We start from the raw sequence: 25,014 nt of genomic DNA on the forward strand, positions 1-25,014 counted from the left end.
GGCGCCGGTGCGGGTGCGGTGCGGGTCGGTCCGGCCGCTCGCGTCCCGCTGTGTGGTCGCGGGCCCGGTCGCTTGCCTCCCGCTGTGTGGCCGCGGGCCCGGCCGCTTGCGTCCCGCTGTGTGGCCGCGGGCCCGGCCGCTTGCGTCCCGCTGTGTGGTCGCGGGCCCGGCCGCTCGCGTCCCGTTTTCCCGGTCGGCCCGGCGGCTCGTTCACCTGAAGAGGTGAACGAGCCGGCCTCGGCCGAACAGAAGCGCAGCGGTGCGCCCATTCTGACGGCATGCGCCTCGACGACCCCTGGTACGACTCCCTCTCCACGGGCGGCTCCCGACCCGCTTGTGCCCCTTCTCCGGGACCCGCCCAGCCCCAGGGAGACCGCACCGGACCGGTGCGGACGGGCACGCGAGAGGCGTACCTGACGATCCAGCGCAGCGCGGCGTTCCACGAAGTGCGCGGCCGTTACCGACGTTTCGTGTGGCCGGCCGGTGCGGCGTTCGTGCTGTGGTACCTGGCCTATGTGGTGCTCGCCGTCTGCGCGCCCGGCCTGATGGCCGGTGAGGTGGCGGGTGTCCTCAACGTCGCGATGGTCGCCGGGCTCGCGCAGTTCGCCTCAACGTTTCTGCTGACCTGGTTGTACGCGCGCCACGCCCGGCTGCGCAGAGACCGGCTCGCCTTCGAACTGCGCTGGAGGGCCCAGGACGCGGTAGGGGCCGTGCGCACCGGGGCTCGGGAGGGCGCCAGGTGAGCGGCGGCGACCAGTCGCTCATCGCGGCGCTGTTCGGCGCCGTCGGTGTGGCGACGCTGGCCATCACGTGCTGGGCGGGCACCGGGCGCCGGGTGGGCGGCGGACGCCGTGGCTCGTCGGAGGAGTTCTTCGCCGGGGGCCGGCTCTTCTCTCCGCTGGAGAATGGTTTCGCCATCGCCGGGGACCACATGTCGGCGGCCTCCTTTCTCGGTGTCTCCGGGCTGGTCGCGCTCTACGGCTACGACGGCATGCTGTACGCGGTGGGCTTCCTGGCGGCGTGGCTGGTCGTCTTGTTCTTCGTCGCCGAACCCGTGCGCAACTGCGGCCGTTTCACCCTCGCGGACGTGCTCGTCGCGCGCCTGCGGGAGCGGCCGGTGCGGATCGCTCTGGGCGCCTCGTCGGTGACGGTCTCCGTGCTGTACCTCGTAGCGCAGCTGGTCGGCGCGGGCAGTGTGGTCGCACTGCTGCTCGGGGATCCCGGTGGAGCGGCGTACACCTGGACGGTGCTGGGCGTCGGCGGCCTGATGGTCTGCTATGTCGCCTGTGGCGGGATGCGGGCAACCACCTGGATCCAGATCGTCAAAGCCGTGCTGCTGCTGGGCGGTGCGTTCACTCTGAGCGTGTTGGTGCTGCTGCGCTTCGGGGGCGATCTGGCGGACCTGCTGACCAGCGCCGCCGAACACAGCGGACGCGGCGCGGACTTTCTGTCGCCCGGGTTGCAGTACGGGCGCGGCGGATGGGCCGCCAAGTTCGACTTCGTCAGCCTCGGACTGGCACTCCTTCTGGGTACCGCCGGGCTTCCGCACATTCTTGCGCGCTTCTCCACCGTGCCCACGGCGCGGGCCGCCCGCAGGTCTGTCGTGTGGTCGACCGTTCTGATCGGCGGCTTCTACCTGATGGCACTCGTCCTGGGCATCGGCGCGGCGGCCCTGGTCGGCACGGATGCCGTTCGCCGTTCCAGCCCCGCGGGGAACACGGCCGTCCCCCTGCTGTCCTTCGAGCTGGGTGGCGGGGCGGGCACCACCGGCGGTGCCGTCCTGTTCGCGCTGGTCGCCGCCGTTACCTTCGCCACCGTCCTGGCGGTGGTCGCGGGAGTCACGCTCGCCGCTTCGGCGGCCGTGGCCCACGACCTGTACGAGTCGTCGGCTGGACGGAGACGGCAGGGGAAGGCGGGCCGGTTGCAGGCACTGAAGAGGGGAACAGACCGGCGGGCCCGCGGGCAGAAGCCCGAGGGCGGCCAGGGCGGCCAAGGCGGCCAGAGCAGCCAGGGCGGTCAGGATGACCGGAGTGAGGTGGCGGTGGCCCGGCGCGCGGCGCTGGTCGTCGGGGCGCTGGCAGTGGGGCTGAGCCTGCCGGCGCGGGAACTGAACGTGGCGTTCCTGGTGGGCCTCGCCTTCGCCGTGGCCGCCTCGGCCCATCTTCCGGTGCTGCTGTACGCGCTCTTCCGGCGCCGCTTCACCACGCGCGGGGCTGTGCGGGCGGTGTACGGGGGCCTGCTGTCCTCGATGGTGCTCGTGGCGCTCTCGCCTGTCGTCTCCGGCGCCCCACGCGCCCTCTTCCCCGGCGTGGACTTCGCCTGCTTCCCGCTGGAGAACCCCGGCATCGTCTCGATCCCGTTCGGCTTCCTGTGCGGCTGGCTCGGCACGTTGCGCTCCCGCGAGCGTCCCGACGAGGGGCGCTACGCCGAGACGGAGGTGCGTTCCCTCACCGGCGCGGGCGCTGTCTGAAGCCCTCGCTGCCCTCCGGTGGCTCCCCGGTCCCGTGCGGAAGCCCGGTCCGAGGACGAGGGGTTCCGCTGCGAGGGTGAGGGGAATCGCTGCGAGGGTCTTCGGGGTGCAGCGCTTCGGGCAGGGTCACGGTGAACTCCGCGCCTCCGTTCGCGCTCTCGCCGACCCGGGCGGTGCCGCCGTGCCGCTCAGCCAGGCGTCGCACCAGGGCGAGGCCGAGCCCGCGCCGACCGTGCGCGGGTGGCTCCTTGGTAGACCAGCCCTCCGTGAACACGGTCTCGCGGTGCTGTGCCGGGATGCCAGGACCGTTGTCGCTCACCCGCAGCGTGGCTCCGGTCCCGTGCGGCCCCGCGGTCGTGGCGAGCGCCACCTCCACCTCTCCGCCTGCCGTGCCGGCGACCGCGTCGAGAGCGTTGTCGACCAGGTTGCCCAGCACCGTCGCCAGCTCCGGCGGATCCACCAGGCGGTCGGGCAGCAGCGTGCCCGCCGCGACGCGCAGGGCGGCCCCTCGCTCCGCCGCCACCGTGGCCTTGCCGACCAGCAGTGCGGCGAGCATCGGGTCGCGTACGTGTTCCGATATCTCCTCGGCAGTCGCCCGGTGCACTCCGACGGTTTCGCTCAGATACGCGACCGCGTCCTCCACCATGTCCAACTGGAGCAGCCCGAGCAGGATGTGCAGACGGTTGGCGTGTTCGTGGTCCTGGGCGCGCAGGGCGTCGATCAGCCCGTGGGAGCCGTCGAGTTCCCTGCCGAGCAGTTCCAGTTCGGTGCGGTCGCGCAGGGTGGCCACAGCGCCGCCGTCGTCCGTGGGCATCCGGTTGGCGACCAGCACCCTCCCACCGCTGACGGTCAGCAGGTCGGCGCCCGGCACCTCGCCCGCCAGCAGCCTGGCCGTACGCCCCGTACCCAGTGCCTGGTGCGGCGACAGGCCGATGTGGTGGGGCGCCAGGTCCAGCAGACGCTGGGCCTCGTCGTTGACGAGCCTGATCTTTCCCGCGCCGTCCAGGGCCACGACGCCCTCCCGGATGCCGTGCAGGATCGCTTCCCGCTCGGCCAGCAGCGCGCTGATGTCGGAGAACTCCAGAGCGTGGGTGCGCTTTTGCAGGCGGCGGAAGAGGAGGAGCGCGGCCAGTGCGCCGACCCCGAGCGCGCCGCCCGCGTAGGCGAGCAGGCCGGGCACGGCGCGGAGGAAGCGGTCGCGCACGCTGTCGTAGGCGATCCCCACCGAGACCGCTCCGACGACCTGTCCCCGACCGTCGCGCAGCGGCACCTTTCCGCGGGCCGACCTGCCCAGCGTTCCCTCGTCGATGTGGTGCACCTCGCGGCCCGCGAGCGCGGGGCCGGGATCGGTGGACACGTGCTCGCCGATCCGGTCCGGCTCCGCGTGCGACCAGCGGATGCCCCGGGTGTCCAGCACCACGATGTAGCTGGCGCCGGTGGCGTGGCGCACCCTCTCCGCCAGCCGCTGGACGGGGCCGTCGCGCGAGGGGCCGCCGCCCTCGGTCAGCAACGCGGGCAGCTCCGGTTCGGCGGCGGTCGCCTGGGCGATGGCCAGTGCGCGCCGGGACGCCTGGTCGTCGAGTTGCGCGCTGAACGGTGCGAGGAAGAGCCCCGTCGCCAGGGCGGTCACGCCCGTGACGACCGCCAGTTGCATGAGCAGCACCTGAGACGACACGCGCCGCGGCCACCCGGGCAGGCCGAGGCGGAAGCGCCGTCGCCCGCCGGAAGGGCGCCGTACCGAGCCGCGGCCGGCAGGCCGGACAAGGAACGGACGGCTGGAGGAGGACGTGTCAGGACAGCGGCTGGAGGACGTGTCAGGAAAGTGGCTGGCGGGCGTGCCAGGGCGGTGGCTGGAGGACGTGCCGGGAAGGGACACGGGCGACCTCGCGGCGGGAGTGGGGACGGACCGGCCCCCGCACCCGTACGCGCGCGAGACGGGTGCGGGCGCCAGGGCGGAAGATGAGGGCAGGCGACGGGCGGGGGTGAGGGGCGGGCAACGGGGACGCGTTCGGGCGTGGGACGGCGCGCCCGTACGCGACACACTTCGGTGAGGGCGGTACGCGCGCGCTCAGCGGGAGTCTGCCGCAGTCCCCTCGGTCTCCTCCAGTGCGTCGCTCTCTTCGATCCCCGCACCCCTTTCGACCTCGTCGAGCGCCTCGACGTCCCGCACCGTGCCGGCGGGCTCCGCCCCGCAGCTCGCCGGCACGGCGGGGCCCCCGGTGCGTTCCCGGAGGACGACCCGCCAGCGTCGGCCGTCCATGTGGGCGACCGTCACGATCAGGTGTGAGCCGTCCGAGCCGGTCCGTACCGCGAGAACGGACATCGCTTCCGCCCGCAGCTCGCCGATCCGCTCCCGCACCGCGAGATCCGCCGCCTGTCCCGGCCGGTCCCACGCCGAGCGGCCTCGGCAGCCCTCCAGCGACATGCGGCCGTCCCGCACCGCGTCCAGCACGCTCTTGACGCCGGCGGCGTCCAGACGCCCGTACGCGTAACCGTGCGGGAGCACCAGGAGCGTCGGCGCGAACCGGTGGCCGCCGAGGTGGGTGATCTCCCAGACGTTCGCACCGCCGGACGCGGCGAGCTCGGCTGCCAGGGGCCTGCCGAGCAGGGCGCAGCAGCGGTCCCGTTTGCCGTTGGTGCACACGAGTGCGAGAGGGTCGCCCTCGTACGGCTCCCACCACGGCGCCGCCGCGGCCCCGCGCACAGGGGCTGCCGGATCGTCGAAGGCCGCGAAGTTCAGCTCGCGCAGCGCTTCCAGGCCGCCGTCGCCGGGCAGTCGCGCCGTGCGCACCCAGGCGTCGCCGGGCACGGTGCGGGCCAGGTAGACCCGGTGACCGGCGGCGGGGGAGTGGTCGGCGTGCCGCCCCGGACGCCGGATCAGGGCGACACGGGCGCCATGGGCGCTCGCAGCGCTCTCGAGCGCCTCGCCGAGTCCCGGATCGAGGCGGCTCTGCGTCAGTGCCTTCCTGCCCCAGGGCCCCGGCTGTTCCACCAGCAGCCAGGTGCGGGCTGTGGCCGCTGTTCCCGCCAGAGGTTCGGCCAGCTTCCTGGAGGCCGTCGCACACGTGCTCACACAGGCGACCCTAACCTGCCTCCGCCGTCGGGCCCGGCACCGCTGCCCGCTCGCGGGGCACGGCCCCGCCCGCCTGTGGCCCGTCTGTGCGGAGTCGGTCCGCCGTGCCGCTCGGCTACCATCGGCACCCGTTTCAGCTGCGACGACAGGAGGGGAGCAGGCGGCGTGGGCAGCACGGAGGACAGCCAGGAGCGGGGTGCGGGGGACGTCCGCACGTCCACGGACCGGGGCGCGGTGGGCGGCCGGATTCCGGTCGTGGTGCTGGCCGGATTCCTCGGCTCGGGGAAGACGACCCTGCTCAACCATGTGCTGCGCAGCGCGCGGGGCACCCGCATCGGCGCGCTCGTCAACGACTTCGGCAGCATCGAGATCGACGCGATGGCGGTCTCGGGGCAGGTCGATTCCATGGTCTCCCTCGGCGACGGCTGTCTGTGCTGCGCCGTGGACACGAGCGACATGGACGAGGCACTGGAGAGGCTCGCGCGCCCCGCGGTCGGTATGGACGTCATCGTGATCGAGGCGAGCGGGCTGGCCGAGCCCGAGACGCTGATCCGGATGCTGCTGGCCGGAGGAAGCCCGCACACCGTCTACGGTGGGCTCGTCGAGGTCGTGGACGCCGCCGAGTTCGAGACGGTACGCGCCCGCCATCCCGAACTGGAGCGGCATGTCGCCGCTGCCGACCTGCTCGTCCTGAACAAGGCCGACCGCGTACCCGAGGCCCGGTACGAGGCGCTGCGCACGGAACTCGAACGGCTCGCCCCGGGGCGGCCCGTCGTCCCCGCCTCCTTCGGGCGTGTCGACCCGCAACTGCTGTTCGACCGCGTGCACCGGCCCAGGCCACCCGTCGAGCAGCTCTCGTTCGACTCCCTGCTGTACGGCGAGGACGAGGGTGCGGGCGAGGAGAGCTGCGGCGCGCAAGGCGCGCACGGGACGCACGGGACGCACGGTGAGCACCTGCACGCGGCCTACGAAGCCGTGGAGTTCACGGCTGAGGAACCCATGGACCCGGGTCGCTTCCTGGACTTCCTCGACAGCAGGCCGGAGAAGCTCTACCGGATCAAGGGATATGTCGACTTCGGCTCCGCCGACCCCGGCAACCTGTACGAGCTGCACGCCGTCGGCGGGTTCCTCCGCTTCGCGCCCCAGCGGCTGCCGCGCGACGCCGAACGGCGCACGGAACTGGTGATGATCGGAGCGGGCGTGGACGCGGAGGCGCTCCGGGCGGGGCTCCGCGCCTGTGCCGCGGGACCCGGACCCTTCAACGAGCGCGCCCTGTGGGGCGTGCTCCGCTACGTGGACCAGGCCCCCTCGGAGGAGTACGACGCGGACGTGCACGCCCCCGAAGCTGCTGAGACCGACGAGCCCGATGAGCCCGACGAGCCCGATGAGCCCGCAGAGGAGCCGGAGGGATACGGGATCCGCACCCCGTAACTCGGTACACCCCCGTATACGCCCCGTGTGACACGTACGGGGCATACACCGGGGGCCCGGAACAGCAGTCGGACTGCCATCCCGGGCCGCACCGGCCCTGTCACCCGCGGCCCCACCCCACACGCACCGTTACACCGGCCCGGCCACCCGCGTCCTCATCCCACGTGCACCGTTACACCGGCCCGGCCACCGCCGCGACCTGCTTCGTCAGCGGGAGTCCCGAGCCGTCCCTGCGCGGGTCGGGCTCGGGCAGCTCTACCGGGGCACCGGTCTTCGTCGCGGCCCTCGCCGGCGTGGAGCCCGCCCAGGCCAGCCGTAGCCGGTCCTCGCCCTTGAGGAAGCGCTGACAGCGCACGCCGCCCGTGGCCCGCCCCTTGCGCGGGTACTGGTCGAACGGGGTGAGCTTGGCCGTGCTCAGCGAGTCGTCGAGGGTGCCCTCCGCTCCCGCGGCCGTGAAGACGGCTCCCTCGGACGCGGGGTCGACGGCGCCGAAGAAGAGCACTTGTGCGCCGTCGGCCAGCTTGACGCCCGCCATGCCGCCCGCGGGGCGGCCCTGGGGGCGCACCTGGCTCGCCTGGTAGCGCAGCAGGTGGGCGTTGTCGGTGATGAAGACCAGGTCCTCCTCGCCGGTGCGCAGTTCGGCACCCCCGACGATGCGGTCGCCGTCCTTGAGGGCGATGACCTCCAACTCGCTCCGGTTGGTGGGGTAGTCGGGCACCACGCGTTTGACGACGCCCTGCTGGGTGCCGATCGCCAGGCCGGGCGAGGACTCGTCCAGGGTGGTGAGGCAGACCAGCGTCTCGTCGCCCTCCAGGGTGAGGAACTCCGAGATCTGCGCCCCGCCCGCCAGGTTCGGCGCTGTGGCCGAGTCGGGGAGCTGGGGCAGGTCGACGACGGAGATCCGCAACAGCCGTCCGCCGGAGGTGACGGCGCCGATCTCCCCGCGGGTGGTGGCGGGCACGGCGGAGACGATCACGTCGTGCTTGGCGCGTTTGGCGGGCTCGGCGAATTCCGTGCTGCCGCTGGCGGTGCGGGCGAGCAGTCCGGTGGAGGAGAGCATGACCCGGCAGGGGTCGTCGGCGACCTCCAGCGGCACGGCGACCACCGGCGCCTCGTTCGCGTCGAGGATCTCGGTGCGGCGCGGGGTGCTGTACTTCTTGGCGATGCCGGACAGCTCGGAGGAGACGAGTTTGCGCAGCTCCGCGTCGGATTCCAGGATGCGGGTCAGCGCCTCGATGTCCGCCTTGAGCTTGTCGCGCTCGTCCTCGAGCTCGATGCGGTCGAACCTGGTGAGCCGGCGCAGCGGGGTGTCGAGGATGTACTGGGTCTGGATCTCGCTGAGCTCGAAGCGGGAGATCAGGGAGGCCTTCGCGTCGGCGGCGTTGTCACTCGACCGGATGATTCTGATGACCTCGTCGATGTCGACGAGCGCCACCAGCAGACCCTCGACGAGGTGCAGCCGGTCGCGCCGCTTGCCCCGGCGGAACTCGCTGCGGCGGCGCACCACGTCGAACCGGTGGTCGACGTAGACCTCCAGCAGCTCCTTGAGGCCGAGCGTCAGCGGCTGCCCGTCCACCAGCGCGACGTTGTTGATGCCGAAGGACTCCTCCATCGGCGTCAGCTTGTAGAGCTGGCTGAGGACGGCCTCGGGGTTGAAACCGTTCTTGATCTCGATGACCAGCCGCAGCCCGTGCTCGCGGTCGGTCAGGTCCTTCACATCCGCGATGCCCTGGAGCTTCTTCGCGTTGACCAGGTCCTTGATCTTGGAGATGACCTTCTCGGGGCCGACGGCGAACGGCAGCTCGGTGACCACGACGCCCTTGCGGCGCGCTGTGACCTGCTCGACCGTCGCCGTGGCGCGGATCCTGAAGGTGCCGCGGCCCGAGCGGTAGGCGTCCTGGATGCCCTCGCGGCCGACGATCTTGCCGCCCGTGGGCAGGTCGGGCCCGGGGATGAAGCCCATCAGGGTCTCCAGGTCGGCGCCCGGGTGCTTGATCAGGTGCCGGGCCGCGGCGATGACCTCGGTCAGGTTGTGCGGCGGCATGTTGGTCGCCATACCGACCGCGATCCCGGCGGAGCCGTTCACCAGGAGGTTCGGATAGGCGGCCGGCAGGGTGACCGGCTCCTGCTCGCTGCCGTCGTAGTTGGCGCCGAAGTCGACCGTGTCCTCATCGATCGAGTCGACCATCAGACCGGCGGCCGGGGCGGCCCTGCACTCGGTGTACCGCATCGCGGCCGGCGGGTCGTCGTTGCCCAGCGAGCCGAAGTTGCCGTGCCCGTCCACGAGCGGCAGCCGCATGGAGAAGTCCTGCGCCATGCGCACCAGCGCGTCGTAGATCGCGCTGTCACCGTGGGGGTGGAGCTTTCCCATCACCTCGCCCACGACGCGGGCGCACTTGACGTGGGCGCGCTCGGGGCGCAGCCCCATCTCGTGCATCTGGTACAGGATCCGGCGCTGTACGGGCTTCATTCCGTCGCGGGCGTCAGGGAGCGCGCGCGAGTAGATGACCGAATACGCGTACTCCAGGTAGGAGCTCTGCATCTCGTCGACGACGTCGATGTCGAGGATGCGCTCCTCGAAGTCCTCTCCGGGCTCCGGTGCCGGTGTACGGCTCTTACTGCGGCGGGCCATCGCGGCTGCGGCTCCTTCGCTGCTTCGTGCTGTCGCTCTTGTGTGCGGACGCTTGTTCACGGCGCCTGCTCTCGGGTACGCGCGCTGGTCGCGCGCGCTCGTGCTGGATGCGCCGCAGTGCCCGGGTCCGGGCTCGCGCTCGGGTCCGGGCGTGCGTGCGGCTTCGCGCGACCATTGTGGACCGCCCCACTGACAGCCGGCCGCTCGGTAGACCGTACGGGAACTTCGCACGTTGTCGGCGTGGTTGCATACAGTGACAGCACCGCCGGTCGCGTGAGACGCACGGGCGGTCGGCAGTTCCCGGCGTCCGGCCGGGAAACCTCCGCGAGCGGAAGGGACTCCCCGCCCATGGGTCACACGGCCACGCCCCCGCCGGCCACCGGTGGGCTGACAGCGACGGAGCACCGGCTGGCCAACGGCCTGCGTGTGGTGCTCTCCGAGGATCATCTGACCCCCGTCGCCGCTGTCTGCCTCTGGTACGACGTCGGTTCCCGCCACGAGGTGAAGGGCCGCACGGGCCTGGCACACCTCTTCGAGCACCTGATGTTCCAAGGCTCGGCCCAGGTCGAGGGCAACGGGCACTTCGAACTGGTGCAGGGCGCGGGCGGCTCCCTGAACGGCACCACGAGCTTCGAGCGCACCAACTACTTCGAGACGATGCCCGCGCACGAGCTCGAGCTCGCCCTGTGGCTGGAGGCCGACCGCATGGGGTCGCTGCTGTCCGCGCTGGACGAGGAGTCGCTGGAAAACCAGCGGGACGTGGTCAAGAACGAGCGCCGCCAGCGGTACGACAACGTGCCCTACGGCACCGCCTTCGAGCGCATGACGGCCATGGTCTTCCCCGAGGACCACCCCTACCACCACACCCCGATCGGTTCCATGGCCGACCTGGACGCCGCCTCGCTGAGGGACGCGCAGGAGTTCTTCCGTACGAACTACGCGCCGAACAACGCCGTGCTGGCGGTCGTCGGCGACATCGACCCGGAGCAGACGCTGGCCTGGGTCGAGAAGTACTTCGGCTCCATCCCGGGGCACGAGGGCAAGCAGCCGCCGCGGGACGGCTCGCTGCCCGAGGTGCGGGGCGAGGAAACGCGCGAGGTCGTGGCGGAGGAGGTGCCCTCCCGCGCGCTGATGGCGGCCTACCGGCTGCCACACGACGGCACGCGTGAGGCGGACGCCGCCGACCTGGCGCTGACCGTGCTCGGCGGGGGCGAGTCCTCCCGCCTCTACGCCCGGCTGGTGCGGCACGACCGCTCGGCGGTGGCCGCGGGATTCGGCATGCTGCGCCTGGCGGGCGCCCCCTCCCTGGGCTGGCTGGACGTGAAGGCGTCCAGCGGCGCCGAGGTGGCCGACATCGAGGCCGCGGTCGACGACGAGCTGCGGCGTTTCGCGCAGGAGGGCCCCAGCGCGGAGGAGATGGAGCGCGCCCAGGCCCAGCTGGAGCGCGAGTGGCTGGACAGGCTTGCCACGGTCGGCGGCCGTGCGGACGAACTGTGCCGGTACGCGGTCCTCTTCGGTGACCCGCAGCTCGCGCTGACGGCGGTGGGCCGGGTCCTGGAGGTCACGCGCGAGGAGGTGCGCGAGATCGCCGCACAGCGGCTGCGCCCCGACAACCGTGCCGTGCTGGTCTACGAGCCACTGGCGAGCGAGGCCGAGGAGAACGAGGAGAGCGGGCAGTGAGCGAGACCCCACAGACGCCGGCGGGCACCGCGCCGGGCGCGGGCACGACCATGGACTTCCACCCCCAGCCCGCCGGCGGCACACCGAAGCCGTGGGCGTTTCCCACACCGCGGCGCGACGTGCTGCCCAACGGGCTGACGGTGCTGCGCTGCCACCGTCCTGGCCAGCAGGTCGTGGCCGTCGAGGTGAACCTGATGGCGCCGCTGGACGCGGAGCCCGAGGGGCTCGACGGTGTCGCCACCCTGATGGCCCGCGCGCTGAGCGAGGGCACCGACAAGCACACGGCCGAGGAGTTCGCCGCCGAGCTGGAGCGCTGCGGCGCCACGCTGGACGCGCACGCCGACCACCCGGGCGTGCGGGTCTCCCTGGAAGTGCCGGTCTCCCGGCTGCGCAAGGCGCTGGGGCTGCTGGCCGACGCGCTGCGCGCCCCGGCCTTCCCCGACGGCGAGGTGGAGCGGCTGGTCGCCAACCGGCTGGACGAGATCCCGCACGAGCTGGCCAACCCGGCCCGCCGTGCCGCCAAGGAGCTGTCGAAGGAGCTCTTCCCCGCCACGTCGCGGATGTCGCGGCCGCGGCAGGGCACCGAGGAGACGGTGAGCCGTATCGACGCGGCGGCCGTCCGCGCCTTCTACGAGGCCCATGTGCGTCCCGTAACGGCGACGGTCGTGGTGGTCGGCGATCTGGAGGGCGTGGATCTGGACGAGGCGCTGACCGAGACGCTCGGCGCCTGGACCGGTACGGCAGCCGAGGCCCGCGCGATGCCGCCGATCTCCGCGGACGACACCGGCCGCGTCGTCATCGTGGACCGCCCGGGCGCGGTGCAGACGCAGCTGCTGATCGGGCGCGTCGGCCCCGACCGGCACGACCGGGTGTGGCCGGCGCAGCTGCTGGGCGTCTACTGCCTGGGCGGCACCCTCACCTCCCGGCTCGACCGGGTGCTGCGCGAGGAGAAGGGCTACACCTACGGGGTGCGGGCCTTCGGGCAGGTGCTGCGTTCGGCCGAGGACGGCAGCGGGGCCGCCATGCTGGCCATCAGCGGTTCGGTCGCCACGGATGTCACGGGGCCCGCGCTGGCCGACCTGTGGCAGGTGTTGCGAGTGCTGGCGGCCGAGGGGCTGACGGACGAGGAGCGGGACGTGGCGGTGCGCAACCTGGTGGGTGTCGCCCCGCTGCGCTACGAGACGGCGGCCGCGGTGGCCGGGACGCTCGCCGACCAGGTGGAGCAGTACCTGCCGGACGACTACCAGGCGCGGGTGTACGCGCAGCTGGCCGAGACCGGCACGGTGGAGGCCACGGCCGCCGCGGTCAGCGCGCTGCCGGCTGACCGGCTGGTGACGGTGCTCGTCGGTGACGCGTCCCAGATCGCCGACCCGGTGCGGGAGTTGGGGATCGGCGAGGTCAAGGTGGTCTCCGGCTCCTGACGTCCCCGTTCCGGGACGCGGCGGCAGGGGAAAGTGGGGCCCGGGAGGAGGAATCGCTCCTTCCGGGCCCTTCGTGATGTCCGTTTCTGTTGCGGTTGTGGCGAGTTGGAGTGTGGCGAAGATGACAAAGCCAGGGATTCGTTTGCCGCTCGGAGTTGGCGCCGTCTAGCGTCGTGGCCGCTGTCCGTCAGAAGTGACCGCACCCGCGGCCGACGGACGGTGATCGCCGAATCCCCGAGGGGAACTGCCCGAGGGGGACCGGGGACCCACCTTGTCCCATGGGGTGAATCGGACGGCCTCGAAAAGAGGCGGTCCGTAGGAGACCTTCCTGCTCCGAACCCGTCAGCTAACCCGGTAGGCGAGAAGGAAGGAAAGGAGTACGCCTCCGTATGGCGTTCACCCGTGCCACCGGGAAGCACAGGCGCCCGAGTAAGACCCGCAGGGCCACGGCGGGAGCGGCGGGCATAGCCGGCCTCGCCACCGTGGGTGTTGTGGGCTCCATCGCCTCTCCCGCGTTCGCCGCCGGCGGCGGGCAGGGCCAGAACAATCTGCAGCAGAGCCCTCAGCTGCGTGAGGCTCTCGCCGCTCCCATCTCGGACACCCTGGACGAGCAGGCGTACGACCAGGCGCTGCGGGCCGAGCAGGCGAAGGCCGAGTCCGAGGCCAAGGAGGAGGCCGCCAAGGCGAAGGCCGAGGCGAAGCGGAAGGCCGACGAGGCCAAGCGCAAGGCCGCCGCCGAGAAGGCGCAGAAGGAACACGAGGCCAAGGTCAGGGCCGCACGGGCCGCGGAGCGCGCGAAGCTCAACGCCTACGTGCTGCCGGTCGAGGGTTCCTACGTCTCCACGGGCTACCAGCAGGGCGGCGGCATGTGGTCGTCCGGCAGCCACACCGGGATCGACTTCCACGCCGGCATGAACACCCCGGTCCACTCCGTGGCCGCCGGTGAGGTCGTGGAGGCCGGCAACGGCGGTGCCTACGGCAACAACATCGTCATCAAGCACAAGGACGGCACGTACACGCAGTACGGCCACCTGAACTCGATCGGTGTCTCGGTCGGCCAGAGCGTGAAGTCGGGCCAGCAGATCGCCCTCTCGGGTTCGACCGGCAACTCCTCGGGTCCGCACCTGCACTTCGAGGCCCGTTCGGGCCCGGAGTACGGCTCGGACATCGACCCGGTCGCCTATCTGCGCCAGCACGGCCTCAAGGTCTGACGCCTGCACGGCTTCAGGGTCTGACGCCTGCGCGGCGCACTCGCGGGTATGCGACGAGCCCCCGGCCCAGCGGGCCGGGGGCTCGTGCGCGTCGCGTTCCGCGTCCGTGGGCCCCCACCGACCGCGGACGCGCGGCGGGGGGTGTTCAGACCGTCTCCGGAAGCTCCTCCAGCCCCTCGGAGACCAGCTTCGCGAGCCGGTCGAGGGCCGCCTCGGCGTCGTCCGCCTCGGAGGCCAGGACGATCTCCTCGCCGCCCTCGGCGCCCAGGCCGAGCACGCCGAGCATGGAGGCCGCGTTGACGGGGTTGCCCTCGGCCTTCCGCACGGTGACCGGAACGCCGGCGGCCGAGGCGGCACGGACGAAGATGGAGGCGGGGCGGGCGTGCAGCCCCTCGGCCCAGCCGACGGTGACGCGGCGCTCAACCATGGTGTTGCCCTTCGAGTCGGTGAGGTTGTCTAGACCAGTCTCGCACGGCGGCCTACGCGCACCGCACGGTCGTCTGTGTAGTACCGCGACCATACGACGCACCGCGCGAGCGCTCCGTGAGCCCGCTCACCGCCGTACGCTGAGCGCATGCCGAGCCCCGAGGAGCGCGCCTACCCGACCCACTGGGAAGCGGACATCGTCCTGCGTGACGGCGGTACGGCGCAGGTACGCCCGATCACCCCCGACGACGCGGAACGCCTGGTCAGCTTCTACGAGCAGGTCTCCGACGAGTCGAAGTACTACCGGTTCTTCGCCCCCTACCCGCGGCTGTCCGACCGGGACGTGCGCCGCTTCACGCACCACGACTACGTCGACCGGGTCGGCCTGGCAGTGACCATCCGCGGGGAGTTCATCGCGACCGTCCGCTACGACCGCATCGACCCGCACGGCCGCCCCGCAAGCGAACCCGCCGACGAGGCCGAGGTCGCCTTCCTGGTCCGCGACGACCAGCAGGGCAGGGGAGTGGCCTCCGCGCTCCTCGAACACATCGGGGCCGTCGCCAGGGAACGCGGCATCCGCCGCTTCGCCGCCGAGGTACTGCCCGCCAACAACAAAATGATCAAGGTGTTCACGGACGCCGGATACTCCCAGAAGCGCAGCTTCGAGGACGGCTCCGTCCACCTCACCCTCGACCTGGAGCCCACCGAGCGCTCCCTGGCCGTGATGCAGGCCCGCGAACAGCGCGCCGAGGCACGCTCCGTCGCCCGGCTGCTGGCCCCCGGCGCGGTCGTCGTCATCGGTGCCAGCCGCAGCCCCGGCGGCGCCGGGCGCGCGGCCCTGGGCAGCCTGAGCGCGGGCGGCTTCACCGGGCGCCTGTACGCCGTCAACCACGCCCTCGCCCCCGAAGGCCCCGCGGAACTGGCCGGAGTGCCCGCCTACACCTCCGTGCGGCACCTGCCCGAGCGCGTCGACCTGGCCGTCCTCGCCGTCCCCGCCCAGCAGCTCGAACGCGTGATCAGGGAGTGCGGGCAGGCTGCGCTCCAAGGGCTCGTCGTGCTCTCCGAGGGCGTCGGCCGCGACGAGCAGCGCGCCCTGGTGCGGCTCGCCCGCTCCTACGGCATGCGGCTCATCGGTCCCGGCGCGCTCGGCCTCATCAACACCTCGCCCGACGTGCGGCTGAACGCGACGCCCTCCATCCGGATGCCCGCGCGGGGCCGCATCGGCGTCTTCACCCAGTCGGGAGCCATCGGCATCGCCCTCCTCGACGGGCTCGACCGGCGCGGCATCGGCCCCTCCTCCTTCGTCTCCGCCGGCAACCGCGCCGACGTCTCCGGCAACGACCTGCTCCAGCACTGGGACGAGGACCCCGACACCGACGTCGCCTTGATGTACCTGGAGTCGATCGGCAACCCGCGCAAGTTCACCCGCCTCGCGCGGCGCACCGCGGCCCGCAAGCCCCTCGTCGTCGTCAAGGGCGCCCGGCAGCGCGGCAGCGCGCCCCCGCCGGGACACGCCGCGCCGGCCTCCCGAACGCCGGACGCGACCGTCCAGGCCCTGCTGCGCCAGGCAGGTGTGCTGATGGTCGACAGCTTCACCGAGCTGATCGACACCGGAGTGCTCCTCGCCGACCAGCCGCCGCCCGCGGGCCCGCACGTCGGCATCGTCGGCAACACCGACGCGATGAGCCTGCTGACCTACGACGCCTGCCTCAACGACGGCCTCCGCCCCCGCCCCGTGGTGGCGCTGCCCGGCGGCGCGGGCCCCGGCGACTTCGGCCGGGCGCTGCGCGAGGCGCTCACGGACGCGGCCACCGACGCGGTGCTGCTCACCGTCGTGCCCACCGTCCCCGCCGAGCTGCCGGGCCGCACCGGAACCCACCAGCCGGACACCCCGCCCGACGGCCACATCGAGGCCCTCGCCGACGCGCTGCGCGAGGCGGCGGACGGCGTCTCCGCGCACGAGGGCGCACCGCGCAAACCCGTCGCCGTCGTGCACCTGGCGATGGAAGGGCTGCAAAAAGCGCTCGCCGCGCGCGGCCTGCCCTCCTACCCGACACCCGAACGCGCGTCCCGCGCCCTGGCCGAGGCGGTGCGCCACTCCCGGTGGCGGGCCGAGTCGGGGGCGCCGGGCAAGGTGCCCGACCTCGACGCCGAGGAGTCCGCCGCCGCGCGGCTGCTCGCCCGCGCGACGCCACCGGCGCCCGACCGCGGGCGCGCCCTCACCGACGAGGAGACCTCCCGGCTGCTGCGCTGCTACGGCATCCACGTGCGGCCCGCGCTGACCGCACCCGACGCCGACGCGGCTGCCCGGGCGGCCGACCGCCTCGGCTACCCGGTCGCCCTCAAGACCACGGCTCCGCACCTGCGCCACCGCGCCGACCTGGGAGGGGTGCGGCTGGACATCGCGGGGGAGGCCGGGCTGCGGCGCGCCTACCAGGAGCTGACCGAGGCGCTGGGCGCCCCCGACCAGCTGCGCCCTGTCGTCCAGGCGATGGCCCCGCGCGGCGTCGGCACCGTCATCCGGGGGACCCTCGATCCGGCCATCGGCGCCGTGCTCTCCTTCGGCCTGGCGGGCACCGCCTCCGACCTGCTGGAGGACACCGCGCACCGGCTGGTGCCGGTCACCGACAAGGAGGCCGCCGCTCTGGTGCGCGGCATCCGCTCGGCGCCGCTGCTGTTCGGCTGGCGCGGTGCCGAACCCTCCGACACGGCCGCGCTGGAGGAGGTGCTACTGCGCGTCTCCCTGCTGATGGACGACCATCCCCAGGTGCTGGCCGTGGAACTCGATCCGGTCGTGGTCGCTCCTCGGGGCGTGACGGTGCTGGGCGCCGCGGTCCGCGTGGCCGACCCTGGGCTCCGTCCCGACCTGGGGGCGCGCAGGCTCCCGGCGTACTGACCGGCCCCGGGGCGTGCGCGCGGGGGGGAACGGGCGGGTCTGCGCCGCCGTACGGCCCCGTAGGATGGCTGTCATGGCGAAGACCGGTACGACGACCCAGGGGCTGCGCGAGGCGATCGAGCGCAGCGGTTACTACCCGGCTCTCGTGGCCGAGGCCGTCGAGGCGGCGGTGGGCGGCGAGCCCGTGGCCTCCTATCTTGTGCATCAGGAGACCACGTTCGACTCGAACGAGGTGCGCCGTCACGTCACGGTGCTGGTGCTCACCCGCACCCGCTTCCTCGTCAGCCACACCGACGAGCAGGCCGCGGACGGCACCTCTCCGTCGCCCTACGCGACGACGTCGACCGAGTCCGTGAAGCTGGAGCGGATCTCCTCCGTCGTGCTCTCCCGCGTCGTGGCCAACCCCGAGTCCTACACCCCCGGCACCCTGCCCCGCGAGGTGGTGCTGACCATCGGCTGGGGCGCTGTCTCCCGTCTCGACATGGAGCCCGCCACCTGCGGCGACCCCAACTGCGAGGCGGACCACGGCTACACGGGCTCGGCCACGGCCGACGACCTCTCGCTGCGCGTCAGCGAGGCGGGAGACGGCCCCGACACCGTCCGCCAGACCCTCGCCTTCGCGCAGGCGCTGTCCGAGGCCACCGCCGGTACCCCGAGCACCCGGGTCGGACCCTCCCAGTGACACCCGAGAGCACCCCCCACCCCTACCCCGCGGCACCGCACGACGCCGTGCCGACGGACGCACCGCTGGACCCTCGTACGGCCCCCGTGCCCCGCTACGGCGCAGGCTCCCTCGCCGACCTGCTGCCCTCCGTCGCGGCAGGGCTGGGCGTCCCCGGCATGAGCGCGGGACTGCCGCTGGAGCCCGCCGACCGTGCCTGCGTCTTCCTGGTGGACGGCATGGGCTGGGAGGCGCTCAGGGCGCACCCCGAGCAGGCCCCCTTCCTCACCTCCCTGCTGCCGGGCTCTGCGAACGGCACCGGTGAGCCGATCACCTCGGGTTTCCCCTCCACCACCGCGACCTCCCTGGCCTCCGTGGGCACCGGACGCGTCCCCGGCGAGCACGGGCTGCCCGGCTACACGGCGCTCGACCCGGCCACGGGGCAGCTCATGAACCAGCTGCGCTGGCAGCCGTGGACCGACCCGCACCTGTGGCAGCCCTACCCCACCGTCTTCCAGCAGGCCGAGGCCGCCGGAGTGGCCGCCTGCCAGGTGACGGCCCCGCACTTCGAGCACACTCCGCTCACCAAGATCGCCCTGTCGGGCGGCACCTTCCTCGGCCGGCTGGCCGCCGAGGACCGCATGGACCTGGCCGCCGAACGCCTCGCCGCATCCGACCGCGCCCTCGTCTACACCTACTACGCGGAACTGGACGGCAACGGACACCGCTACGGCATGGACTCCGACGCCTGGCGCGGCCAGCTCTCCCACGTGGACCGCCTCGCCAGGCGCCTCGCCGAGCAGCTGCCGCCCCGCTCGGCGCTCTACATCACCGCCGACCACGGCATGGTGGACATCCCGCAGAGCGCCGAGGCGCGCCTCGACTTCGACGATGACTGGGAGCTCGGCGCCGGCGTCGCCCAGCTGGGCGGCGAGGGCCGGATGCGCCACGTCTACGCCGTCCCCGGCGCGGCAGGCGACGTCCACGCGGTCTGGCGCGAAGTGCTCGCCGAGCAGGCGTGGGTGGCCACCAGGCAGGAGGCCGTCGAGCTGGGCTGGTTCGGGCCCGTGGTCGAGCCGCGCGTCAGCGGCAGGATCGGCGACGTCGTCGCGGCGATGCGCGACGACATCGCCATCGTCGCCACCCGCCGGGAGCCCAAGGAGTCCGAGCTGATCGGCATGCACGGCTCGGCGACCCCCGCCGAACAGCTCGTCCCGCTCCTGGAGGTCCGCACCTGAGGGTGCGCCTCACGTAGCCCGCGCGGCACCCGGCTGCGAGAATCCGCCCGCGAGAGCCCTGCCCGCCAGAGCCGCCGCCCGCCCAGAGCCGCTGTCCGTCCAGACGAAAGGCCGTACCCCATGCCAGAGCTGGTGTTCTTCTCCGGAACGATGGACTGCGGGAAGAGCACGCTCGCCCTCCAGATAGAGCACAACCGCTCGGCGCGCGGGCTGGGCGGCATGATCTTCACCCGGGACGACCGTGCAGGCGAGGGCAAGCTCTCCTCCCGCCTCGGCCTGGTCGCCGAGGCGGTCGAGGTCGCCGAGGACCTCAACTTCCAGCAGCACGTGGTCAGACACCTCACCGCGGGCGGACGCACCGACTACGTGATCGTCGACGAAGCCCAGTTCCTGGCGCCCGAGCAGGTCGAACAGCTCGCCCGCGTGGTCGACGAACTGGGCATCGACGTCTACGCCTTCGGTATCGCCACCGACTTCCGCACCCGCCTCTTCCCCGGCTCCCAGCGGCTGATGGAGCTCGCCGACCGGCTCGAGACCCTCCAGGTGGAGGCGTTGTGCTGGTGCGGGGCCCGCGCCACGCACAACGCGCGCACGGTCGACGGCCGCATGGTGGTCGAGGGCGCCCAGGTCGTCGTCGGCGACGTGGGCGAACTCGGCCGAGAGGTCGGCTACGAGGTGCTGTGCCGGCGCCACCACCGCAGACGGCTGACGGCGGTCTCGGCGGGGGCCGGGGCGCTCTCGCCCGATGTGCTGCCCGTGGACGAGGCCGCGCCGCCGGCGGCACCGCCACCACGGCGCTGAGCAGGCCCCCGCCGCCGGGGCTCAGCCCTCCATCGCCACGGGCCTGATGACGCTGAAGTGCGCACCCTCCGGGTCCGCGAGCGTCGCCAGCCGCCCGTACGGGGAGTCGTCAGGACCGCGCACCACCCGTCCGCCCAGCTCGCCCGCGTGGAGCGCCACCGCGTCCGGGTCCTCGACCGCGAAGTACGTGCGCCAGTGCGGCCCCCGGTCGCGGGGCAGCGCGTCCCCCACTCCGTGGATCCCGGCCACCGGCTGCCCGTCCGCGTAGAGCGTCAGGTAGTCGAAGCCGGGTGCCTCGACGGCCTTCGCCTCGTAACCGAACACCGCCTGGTAGAACTTGACCACCGGGCTCGTCTCCCGGGTGACCAGCTCGAACCAGACGGGAGCGCCCAACATGCCCAGCGGGGCCGTCCCCAGGCCCGGGTAGTGCGCGTCACGCCACACGCCGAAGGGAGCGCCGAGGGGGTCGGAGGCAATGGCCATCCGCCCGGCCGTCTCCGCGTCCAGCGGCCCCACCGCCACCGTCCCGCCGTACGAACGCACGGCGGCCGCCGTCTCGTCGGCGTCGGTGCTCGCCAGGTACGGCAGCCACGCGACCGGCACCTGCCGCCCGTCCGCCTTCTTCCCCAGCCCCGCCACCTCGTGGCCACCCGCGACCGCGCGCACGTACGGGCCGAGCTGCTGGGGCCCCGTGCGGAACTCCCAGCCGAACAAACCCTGATAGAACTCCTTGCCGACGTCCAGCCCGTCCACCATCAGGCTCGCCCACGCGGGCGCCCCAGGGGTGTGACGTAGCCGAGCCGCTGCCTCGGTCATCTGCTTCGCTCCTTGACCATCATCGATGCGGTCGTACGGGTGGAAGTGCTGCCCCGGCGTCCTTGCCGCGGCTTCGTGACTACTCGCTCAGTGCAGATGCTGTCACCACCTGTCGCGCCGCGCTCCCCGGCCGCGCCGCTTTTCTCCGCTTCAGGGCGAGAATCCCCGATCCGTGTGCCGTCCCGGAACCCACCGGGCCGCGGGGCACCCGGTGCGCGAAGATGGCGCCATGACAGCCATCATCTCCGCAGCCACGCTCGCGAGCGATCTCGCCGCCGGATCGGCACCCGCGCTGCTCGACGTGCGGTACAAGCCGGGCGACCCGCCAGGACTCCCGCTCTATCAGAAGGGCCACCTTCCCGGCGCCGTCTACATCGACCTGGAGAGCGAACTGGCCGCCAAGCCCGCCGCGGGCACCGGACGCCATCCGCTGCCCTCCCCCGACGTCTTCGGCGCCGCCATGCGCCGTGCGGGCGTCAGCAGCGGCCGCCCCGTCGTGGTCTACGACGCCGGAGGCCTGGGCGGCGGCTGGGCGGCGGCACGCTGCTGGTGGCTGCTGCGCTGGGCCGGGCACCCGGACGTCCGCGTCCTGGACGGTGGCCTCGCCGCCTGGGAGGCCGCGGGAAACCCGCTGAGTACCGGCACGCCCGACCCGGAGCCCGGCGACTTCACGCCCTCGCCCGGCGGCATGCCCACACTGGACGCCGACGAGGCGGCGGCGCTGGCCCGCCACGGGATCCTCATGGACGCCCGCGCCGCGGAGCGCTACCGCGGCGAGGTCGAGCCCCTGGACCCGGTCGCGGGGCACATCCCGGGCGCCGTCTCGGCCCCCACCACGGAGAACCTCACCGACGCCGGCACCTTCCGCTCCCCGCACGCGCTCACGGAGCGCTTCGAGGCACTGGGCGCCACCACCGGAGCCGAGGTCGGTGTCTACTGCGGCTCCGGCGTCTCCGCCGCCCAGGAGGTCCTCGCCCTCCACCTCGCCGGGATCGACGCGGCGCTCTACGTCGGCTCCTGGAGCGAGTGGACCGCGGAGTCCCGCAGGCCGGTGGCGACGGGCCCCGAGCGCGGCTGAGGTCGGCGCGCCGCGCGCGCCCGGGCCCAGGACGGCACCCGCGCATCTGAGCGCGGCGCGCGGCAGGGGCGCGGGGGCGCTGGACGACCGGGTCCAGCGGCCCCGCACCGGGAAGTGCGGGCGAGGGCCGCGGCGACGAGAGGTGGCGGCGCTACTCCTTCTTGCGGCGTGTACCGAAGACGATCTCGTCCCAGCTGGGCACGGCGGCACGGCGCCCCGGCCGGACGCCGTCCGCTTCCGCCTGCCGGTCGGTGGTGCCCTTGAGCCGGTCGCGGTGGGCGCCCACGGAGCGCGGCATCAGCACGTCCGCGTAGGCGGACCCGGCGCTGGCGGCGGGAGCGGGCGGTTCGACCACCTCGGGCTCCTCGGCCTGCTCGCTCTCCGTCTCCTCCTCCGCGTCCGGGACCGTCGAGGCGGCGGACGCCGCCGCGTCCTCATACCCGGGGGACTGCTCGGGGACGACCAGGTCGCCCCGGAAGCTGGGCACCGCCTCCAGCAGGCTGGTCAGCGAGTCAGGGCCGCCGACGGCCTCGTCCGTGCCGGGCGGCTGGTCGTCCTCGTCGCCGGGCGCGGGGGAGAGGGAGGCGGGCTCCAGCTCGGGCCGCCCGAACCTGTCGGTGCGCTCGGTGCGCTCCGAACGGTCGGTCCGCTCCCTGGGCAGCCTGGCGATGCGCGGCACGAACGGGAAGCTGGGCTCCGGTGTGTCGTCCGTCTCGCCGATCAGCGCCCGCGCCTCGTCGTCGGCAGCCTGGACGAGGCGGCGCGGCGGGTCGTAGGTCCAGGTCGCGGCGTGGGGCTGGCCCGCGACGCGGTAGGCGAGCAGGACCTCCCAGGTGCCGTCGTCGCGTCTCCAGGAGTCCCAGTGGACGGACTCCTTGTCGGCGCCGCGCAGCAGGAGGCGCTCGCTGACGGCCTCGCCGAGCTGGGGGCCCGCGTTCTCGCCGGGGCGGCGCACGGGTGTCTTGCGGGCGCGCTCGGCCATGAACGCGCGCTCGGCGAGCACGGGGCCCTCGAACCGGCGTACGCGGTCGACGGGGATGCCCGCGAGGGACGCGACCTCCTCAGCGGAGGCACCGGCTCGTATACGCGCCTGGATGTCGCGGGGCCGCAGGTGGCTCTCGACCTCGATCTCGATCTGGCCGAGCCGCGCGCGGTCGTTTCTGACGGCGGCTCTCAGCCGCTCGTCGATCGGAAGCGTGTATTCCGTGCTGTCGGCAGCTTTGAGCACCAGTCGTGTGCCGTCGTTGCTGACGGCCACGACACGCAGTTCGGGCATGGGAACCTCCCGGGTGGTGCCTGCCGACGTCACGTGCGTCGCTGCTCCCGCTAGACGAGTGTGGCCTGCCCGGGTGCAGCCTGCCACAACCTTGCCGACTTCCTCGGGGTCCGAGGCAGTGTTCAGATCGCTGTTCGATCCTACGGAACCACCCGGAACCGCCGCTACGGCACGGTTACCTCCTCACAACGCACGGTGGCCGAGGTGGTCACCGTGTGCATTCGGCGCCGGGTCAGAACCGAGACCAGGGCTCGTCACACTACTCCATTAGTGCCATCCGGGTGGACCGCCGCGCCACCGAAGTTGCTCGCGAGTAAGGGAGTTGACGCCCAAAGAATCCATTTGGCCTGGATACGGGGGTGGGAAGCATCACAGAACCACCCGAAATGGAACCTATGGCCTCTCCTGAAAGTCCCCTATTCGTGCACAGTGGTTGGAGTGTGCGATCAAGGGCGGTAAATGGACAAGAAGGACAACCACCCCATAACCGGCTACCGGGATCATGGGCGTATTCCGGAACGGCCTGATCCGGAACGGCCTGATCCGGAACGGGAAGAGGGCAAGGGTGACAGCAAGCTCAACTTGAGCCTGGCGCAGGTGCTGGGCAGCGCCGTCGCCGCGGTCGTCGCCGCGTTCGCGGCGGGCCAGCTGGGCGTCTACGGCACCTTCCTGGGCGCCGGGGTGATGAGCCTCGTCGCCACCAGCGGCGGCCCGATCTTCCAGCACTTCTTCAGCAGGACCGGCAAGCAGATCAAGGACGTCACGGTTCCGCCGAAGGCGCGCCAGGTGCCCGTACGGGACCCGGCGCCCGACTGGAAGGACGACGAGGGCCACCACACCGCTCAGGCCGTCCACAACGCGGAGGCACTCCAGGAGACCGGGGCGACCCGGCTGCTTCCGGCCGCGCCGCGCGAGAGCGGGACCGCAATCGGCACAGCCGGCACAGCCGGCGCCGGGCGCGGCACCGACGATGCCACGCACGCCCTCAGCGTCGATCAGGTCACGCGCGCCCTGCGGACCGGCAGGCCGGTCGAGAGCGAGCGGCCCGACGAGGCGACGCGCGCACTGCGTCGCCAGAACGGTGCCGGTGTCGGTGCCGGTGCCGGTGACGAGGCCGCGGGCGCGACCAGGGCGCTGACCCGCCAGGGCGGTTCCGGGGACGCGACCAGGGCGCTGCCGGGCGACGACGCCACGCGGGTGCTGGGCACCGTCGGGCGGCCGTCCCGCGCCGCGGGCCCCGACGGGCCGCCGGGGAACGGGGAGTTCACCGACGCGACGACCCACGGCACCAAGTGGCGCGGCTGGCGGCGCACGCTGATGCCCGCCGTGGTGGTGTTCGTGATCGCGATCGGCGGCATCACGCTGTACGAGGCGATCTCGGGGCACTCGGTCTCCGGCGGCAAGGGCACCTCCATCAGCGACGTCTTCCGGCCCGGCCACGGCTCTTCCGGGGACGGCGGTCCGGACGCGCCGCCCGCCACCCCGGAGCCCGGCCAGTCGGAGAACGGCGGGAGCCCGACGCCGACGCCCGAGGACTCCCAGCCCTCCACCGACCCCGGTGACCGTGGTGACGAGCACAGCGAAGCGCCCGGCTCCCAGGACAACGACAGCTCGACGCCGTCCCCCGACCCGTCCGAGCCCCGCCCGGGCGAGACGGACGACTCCGGAAGCGGCGACGGTGACACCGAGACCACGCCAGGGGACCCCGGTGGCTCCGGCAGCCAGGACGGCGGTGACGGCGGCGCGGACTCCGGCAACGGCGCGGACGGCTCCGGCAGGCTGCCCCAGGGCACACAGCCGGACCCCGGCGGCCAGGGCTGAACCGGAGCCGAGGCTCCGGGGCCGTCCAGGACGCCTCCGGAGAACGGGCCGGGCCCCTCGGCAGGAGGGGCCCGGCCCGTTCG

18 protein-coding genes and 1 riboswitch are annotated in these 25,014 nt (G+C 73.1%); of the genes, 12 read left to right on the forward strand and 6 right to left on the reverse strand.

The window, feature by feature from the left end; genetic code table 11:
* The first annotated feature begins 278 nt into the window (after positions 1-278).
* Positions 279-743, forward strand: coding sequence for a DUF485 domain-containing protein (locus MMF93_RS25300; RefSeq protein ID WP_242755069.1), 465 nt, complete (start codon positions 279-281; stop codon positions 741-743).
* Positions 740-2,470 (forward strand): solute symporter family protein, encoded by a 1,731-nt coding sequence (locus MMF93_RS25305; RefSeq protein WP_423835520.1) that lies wholly within the window; start codon positions 740-742, stop codon positions 2,468-2,470. Before MMF93_RS25300 ends, MMF93_RS25305 begins: the two co-directional genes overlap by 4 nt.
* Here MMF93_RS25305 and MMF93_RS25310 read toward each other — a convergent pair.
* Positions 2,448-4,124 (reverse strand): sensor histidine kinase, encoded by a 1,677-nt coding sequence (locus MMF93_RS25310; RefSeq protein WP_242757766.1) that lies wholly within the window; start codon positions 4,122-4,124, stop codon positions 2,448-2,450. The genes MMF93_RS25305 and MMF93_RS25310 overlap by 23 nt on opposite strands.
* 414 nt (positions 4,125-4,538) lie before the next feature.
* Positions 4,539-5,543 carry a sucrase ferredoxin gene (locus MMF93_RS25315; RefSeq protein ID WP_242755071.1) on the reverse strand — a complete coding sequence of 335 codons (1,005 nt, stop codon included), beginning with the start codon at positions 5,541-5,543 and terminating at the stop codon, positions 4,539-4,541.
* A 234-nt stretch (positions 5,544-5,777) separates the two neighbouring features.
* Here MMF93_RS25315 and MMF93_RS25320 point away from each other — a divergent pair, with 234 nt between their 5' ends.
* Positions 5,778-6,974 carry a CobW family GTP-binding protein gene (locus MMF93_RS25320; protein WP_242757767.1) on the forward strand — a complete coding sequence of 399 codons (1,197 nt, stop codon included), beginning with the start codon at positions 5,778-5,780 and terminating at the stop codon, positions 6,972-6,974.
* Positions 6,975-7,146: 172 nt separating this feature from the next.
* On the opposite strand, the gene MMF93_RS25325 is transcribed toward MMF93_RS25320, so the two are convergent.
* Complete coding sequence (locus tag MMF93_RS25325; RefSeq protein ID WP_242755074.1) at positions 7,147-9,606, reverse strand: DNA gyrase/topoisomerase IV subunit A; 2,460 nt, start codon at positions 9,604-9,606, stop codon at positions 7,147-7,149.
* Positions 9,607-9,954: 348 nt separating this feature from the next.
* On the opposite strand from MMF93_RS25325, the gene MMF93_RS25330 reads away from it, so the two are divergent.
* The 3 genes from MMF93_RS25330 to MMF93_RS25340 all read left to right on the forward strand — a co-directional run bounded on the left by MMF93_RS25330 (position 9,955) and on the right by MMF93_RS25340 (position 13,918).
* Positions 9,955-11,286 (forward strand): M16 family metallopeptidase, encoded by a 1,332-nt coding sequence (locus MMF93_RS25330; protein WP_242755077.1) that lies wholly within the window; start codon positions 9,955-9,957, stop codon positions 11,284-11,286.
* Positions 11,287-11,336: 50 nt separating this feature from the next.
* On the forward strand, positions 11,337-12,707 hold the full coding sequence (locus MMF93_RS25335; RefSeq protein ID WP_242757768.1) for a M16 family metallopeptidase: 1,371 nt from the start codon (positions 11,337-11,339) through the stop codon (positions 12,705-12,707).
* Between the two features lie 214 nt (positions 12,708-12,921).
* Positions 12,922-13,083: riboswitch (cyclic di-AMP (ydaO/yuaA leader) on the forward strand.
* A 13-nt stretch (positions 13,084-13,096) separates the two neighbouring features.
* Positions 13,097-13,918: a M23 family metallopeptidase gene (locus MMF93_RS25340; protein WP_114020006.1), complete on the forward strand. Its 822-nt coding sequence runs from the start codon at positions 13,097-13,099 to the stop codon at positions 13,916-13,918.
* Between the two features lie 145 nt (positions 13,919-14,063).
* On the opposite strand, the gene MMF93_RS25345 is transcribed toward MMF93_RS25340, so the two are convergent.
* Positions 14,064-14,345, reverse strand: coding sequence for an HPr family phosphocarrier protein (locus MMF93_RS25345; protein ID WP_114019415.1), 282 nt, complete (start codon positions 14,343-14,345; stop codon positions 14,064-14,066).
* A 147-nt stretch (positions 14,346-14,492) separates the two neighbouring features.
* Between MMF93_RS25345 and MMF93_RS25350 the strand changes: the two genes are divergently transcribed.
* From MMF93_RS25350 to MMF93_RS25365, 4 genes are all read left to right on the forward strand, one after another.
* Positions 14,493-17,240 carry a bifunctional acetate--CoA ligase family protein/GNAT family N-acetyltransferase gene (locus tag MMF93_RS25350; RefSeq protein ID WP_242755079.1) on the forward strand — a complete coding sequence of 916 codons (2,748 nt, stop codon included), beginning with the start codon at positions 14,493-14,495 and terminating at the stop codon, positions 17,238-17,240.
* A 73-nt stretch (positions 17,241-17,313) separates the two neighbouring features.
* The gene (locus MMF93_RS25355) at positions 17,314-17,922 is read left to right on the forward strand and encodes a DUF5998 family protein (protein WP_114020004.1); all 609 of its coding nucleotides are present in this window, start codon (positions 17,314-17,316) and stop codon (positions 17,920-17,922) included.
* Entirely contained in the window at positions 17,919-19,139 is a 1,221-nt protein-coding gene (locus MMF93_RS25360) for an alkaline phosphatase family protein (RefSeq protein ID WP_423835521.1), read from the forward strand. Before MMF93_RS25355 ends, MMF93_RS25360 begins: the two co-directional genes overlap by 4 nt.
* A 120-nt stretch (positions 19,140-19,259) precedes the next feature.
* Positions 19,260-19,940, forward strand: a complete 681-nt coding sequence (locus MMF93_RS25365; RefSeq protein WP_242755081.1) for a thymidine kinase — start codon at positions 19,260-19,262, stop codon at positions 19,938-19,940.
* Positions 19,941-19,961: 21 nt separating this feature from the next.
* Here MMF93_RS25365 and MMF93_RS25370 read toward each other — a convergent pair whose 3' ends face one another.
* A complete protein-coding gene (locus tag MMF93_RS25370; RefSeq protein ID WP_242755083.1) occupies positions 19,962-20,756 on the reverse strand; it encodes a VOC family protein in 795 nt (264 codons plus the stop codon).
* 229 nt (positions 20,757-20,985) lie between these two features.
* Between MMF93_RS25370 and MMF93_RS25375 the strand changes: the two genes are divergently transcribed.
* Entirely contained in the window at positions 20,986-21,834 is an 849-nt protein-coding gene (locus tag MMF93_RS25375) for a sulfurtransferase (protein ID WP_242755085.1), read from the forward strand.
* 151 nt (positions 21,835-21,985) lie between these two features.
* Here the strand turns inward: MMF93_RS25375 and sepH are convergent, their stop codons facing one another.
* Complete coding sequence (sepH, locus tag MMF93_RS25380; protein ID WP_242755086.1) at positions 21,986-23,110, reverse strand: septation protein SepH; 1,125 nt, start codon at positions 23,108-23,110, stop codon at positions 21,986-21,988.
* A 459-nt stretch (positions 23,111-23,569) separates the two neighbouring features.
* On the opposite strand from sepH, the gene MMF93_RS25385 reads away from it, so the two are divergent.
* Positions 23,570-24,931, forward strand: a complete 1,362-nt coding sequence (locus MMF93_RS25385; protein WP_242755088.1) for a hypothetical protein — start codon at positions 23,570-23,572, stop codon at positions 24,929-24,931.
* Positions 24,932-25,014 lie beyond the last annotated feature (83 nt).

Source organism: Streptomyces tubbatahanensis, assembly GCF_022699385.1.
GTDB classification, from domain to species: Bacteria; Actinomycetota; Actinomycetes; order Streptomycetales; family Streptomycetaceae; genus Streptomyces; species Streptomyces diacarni.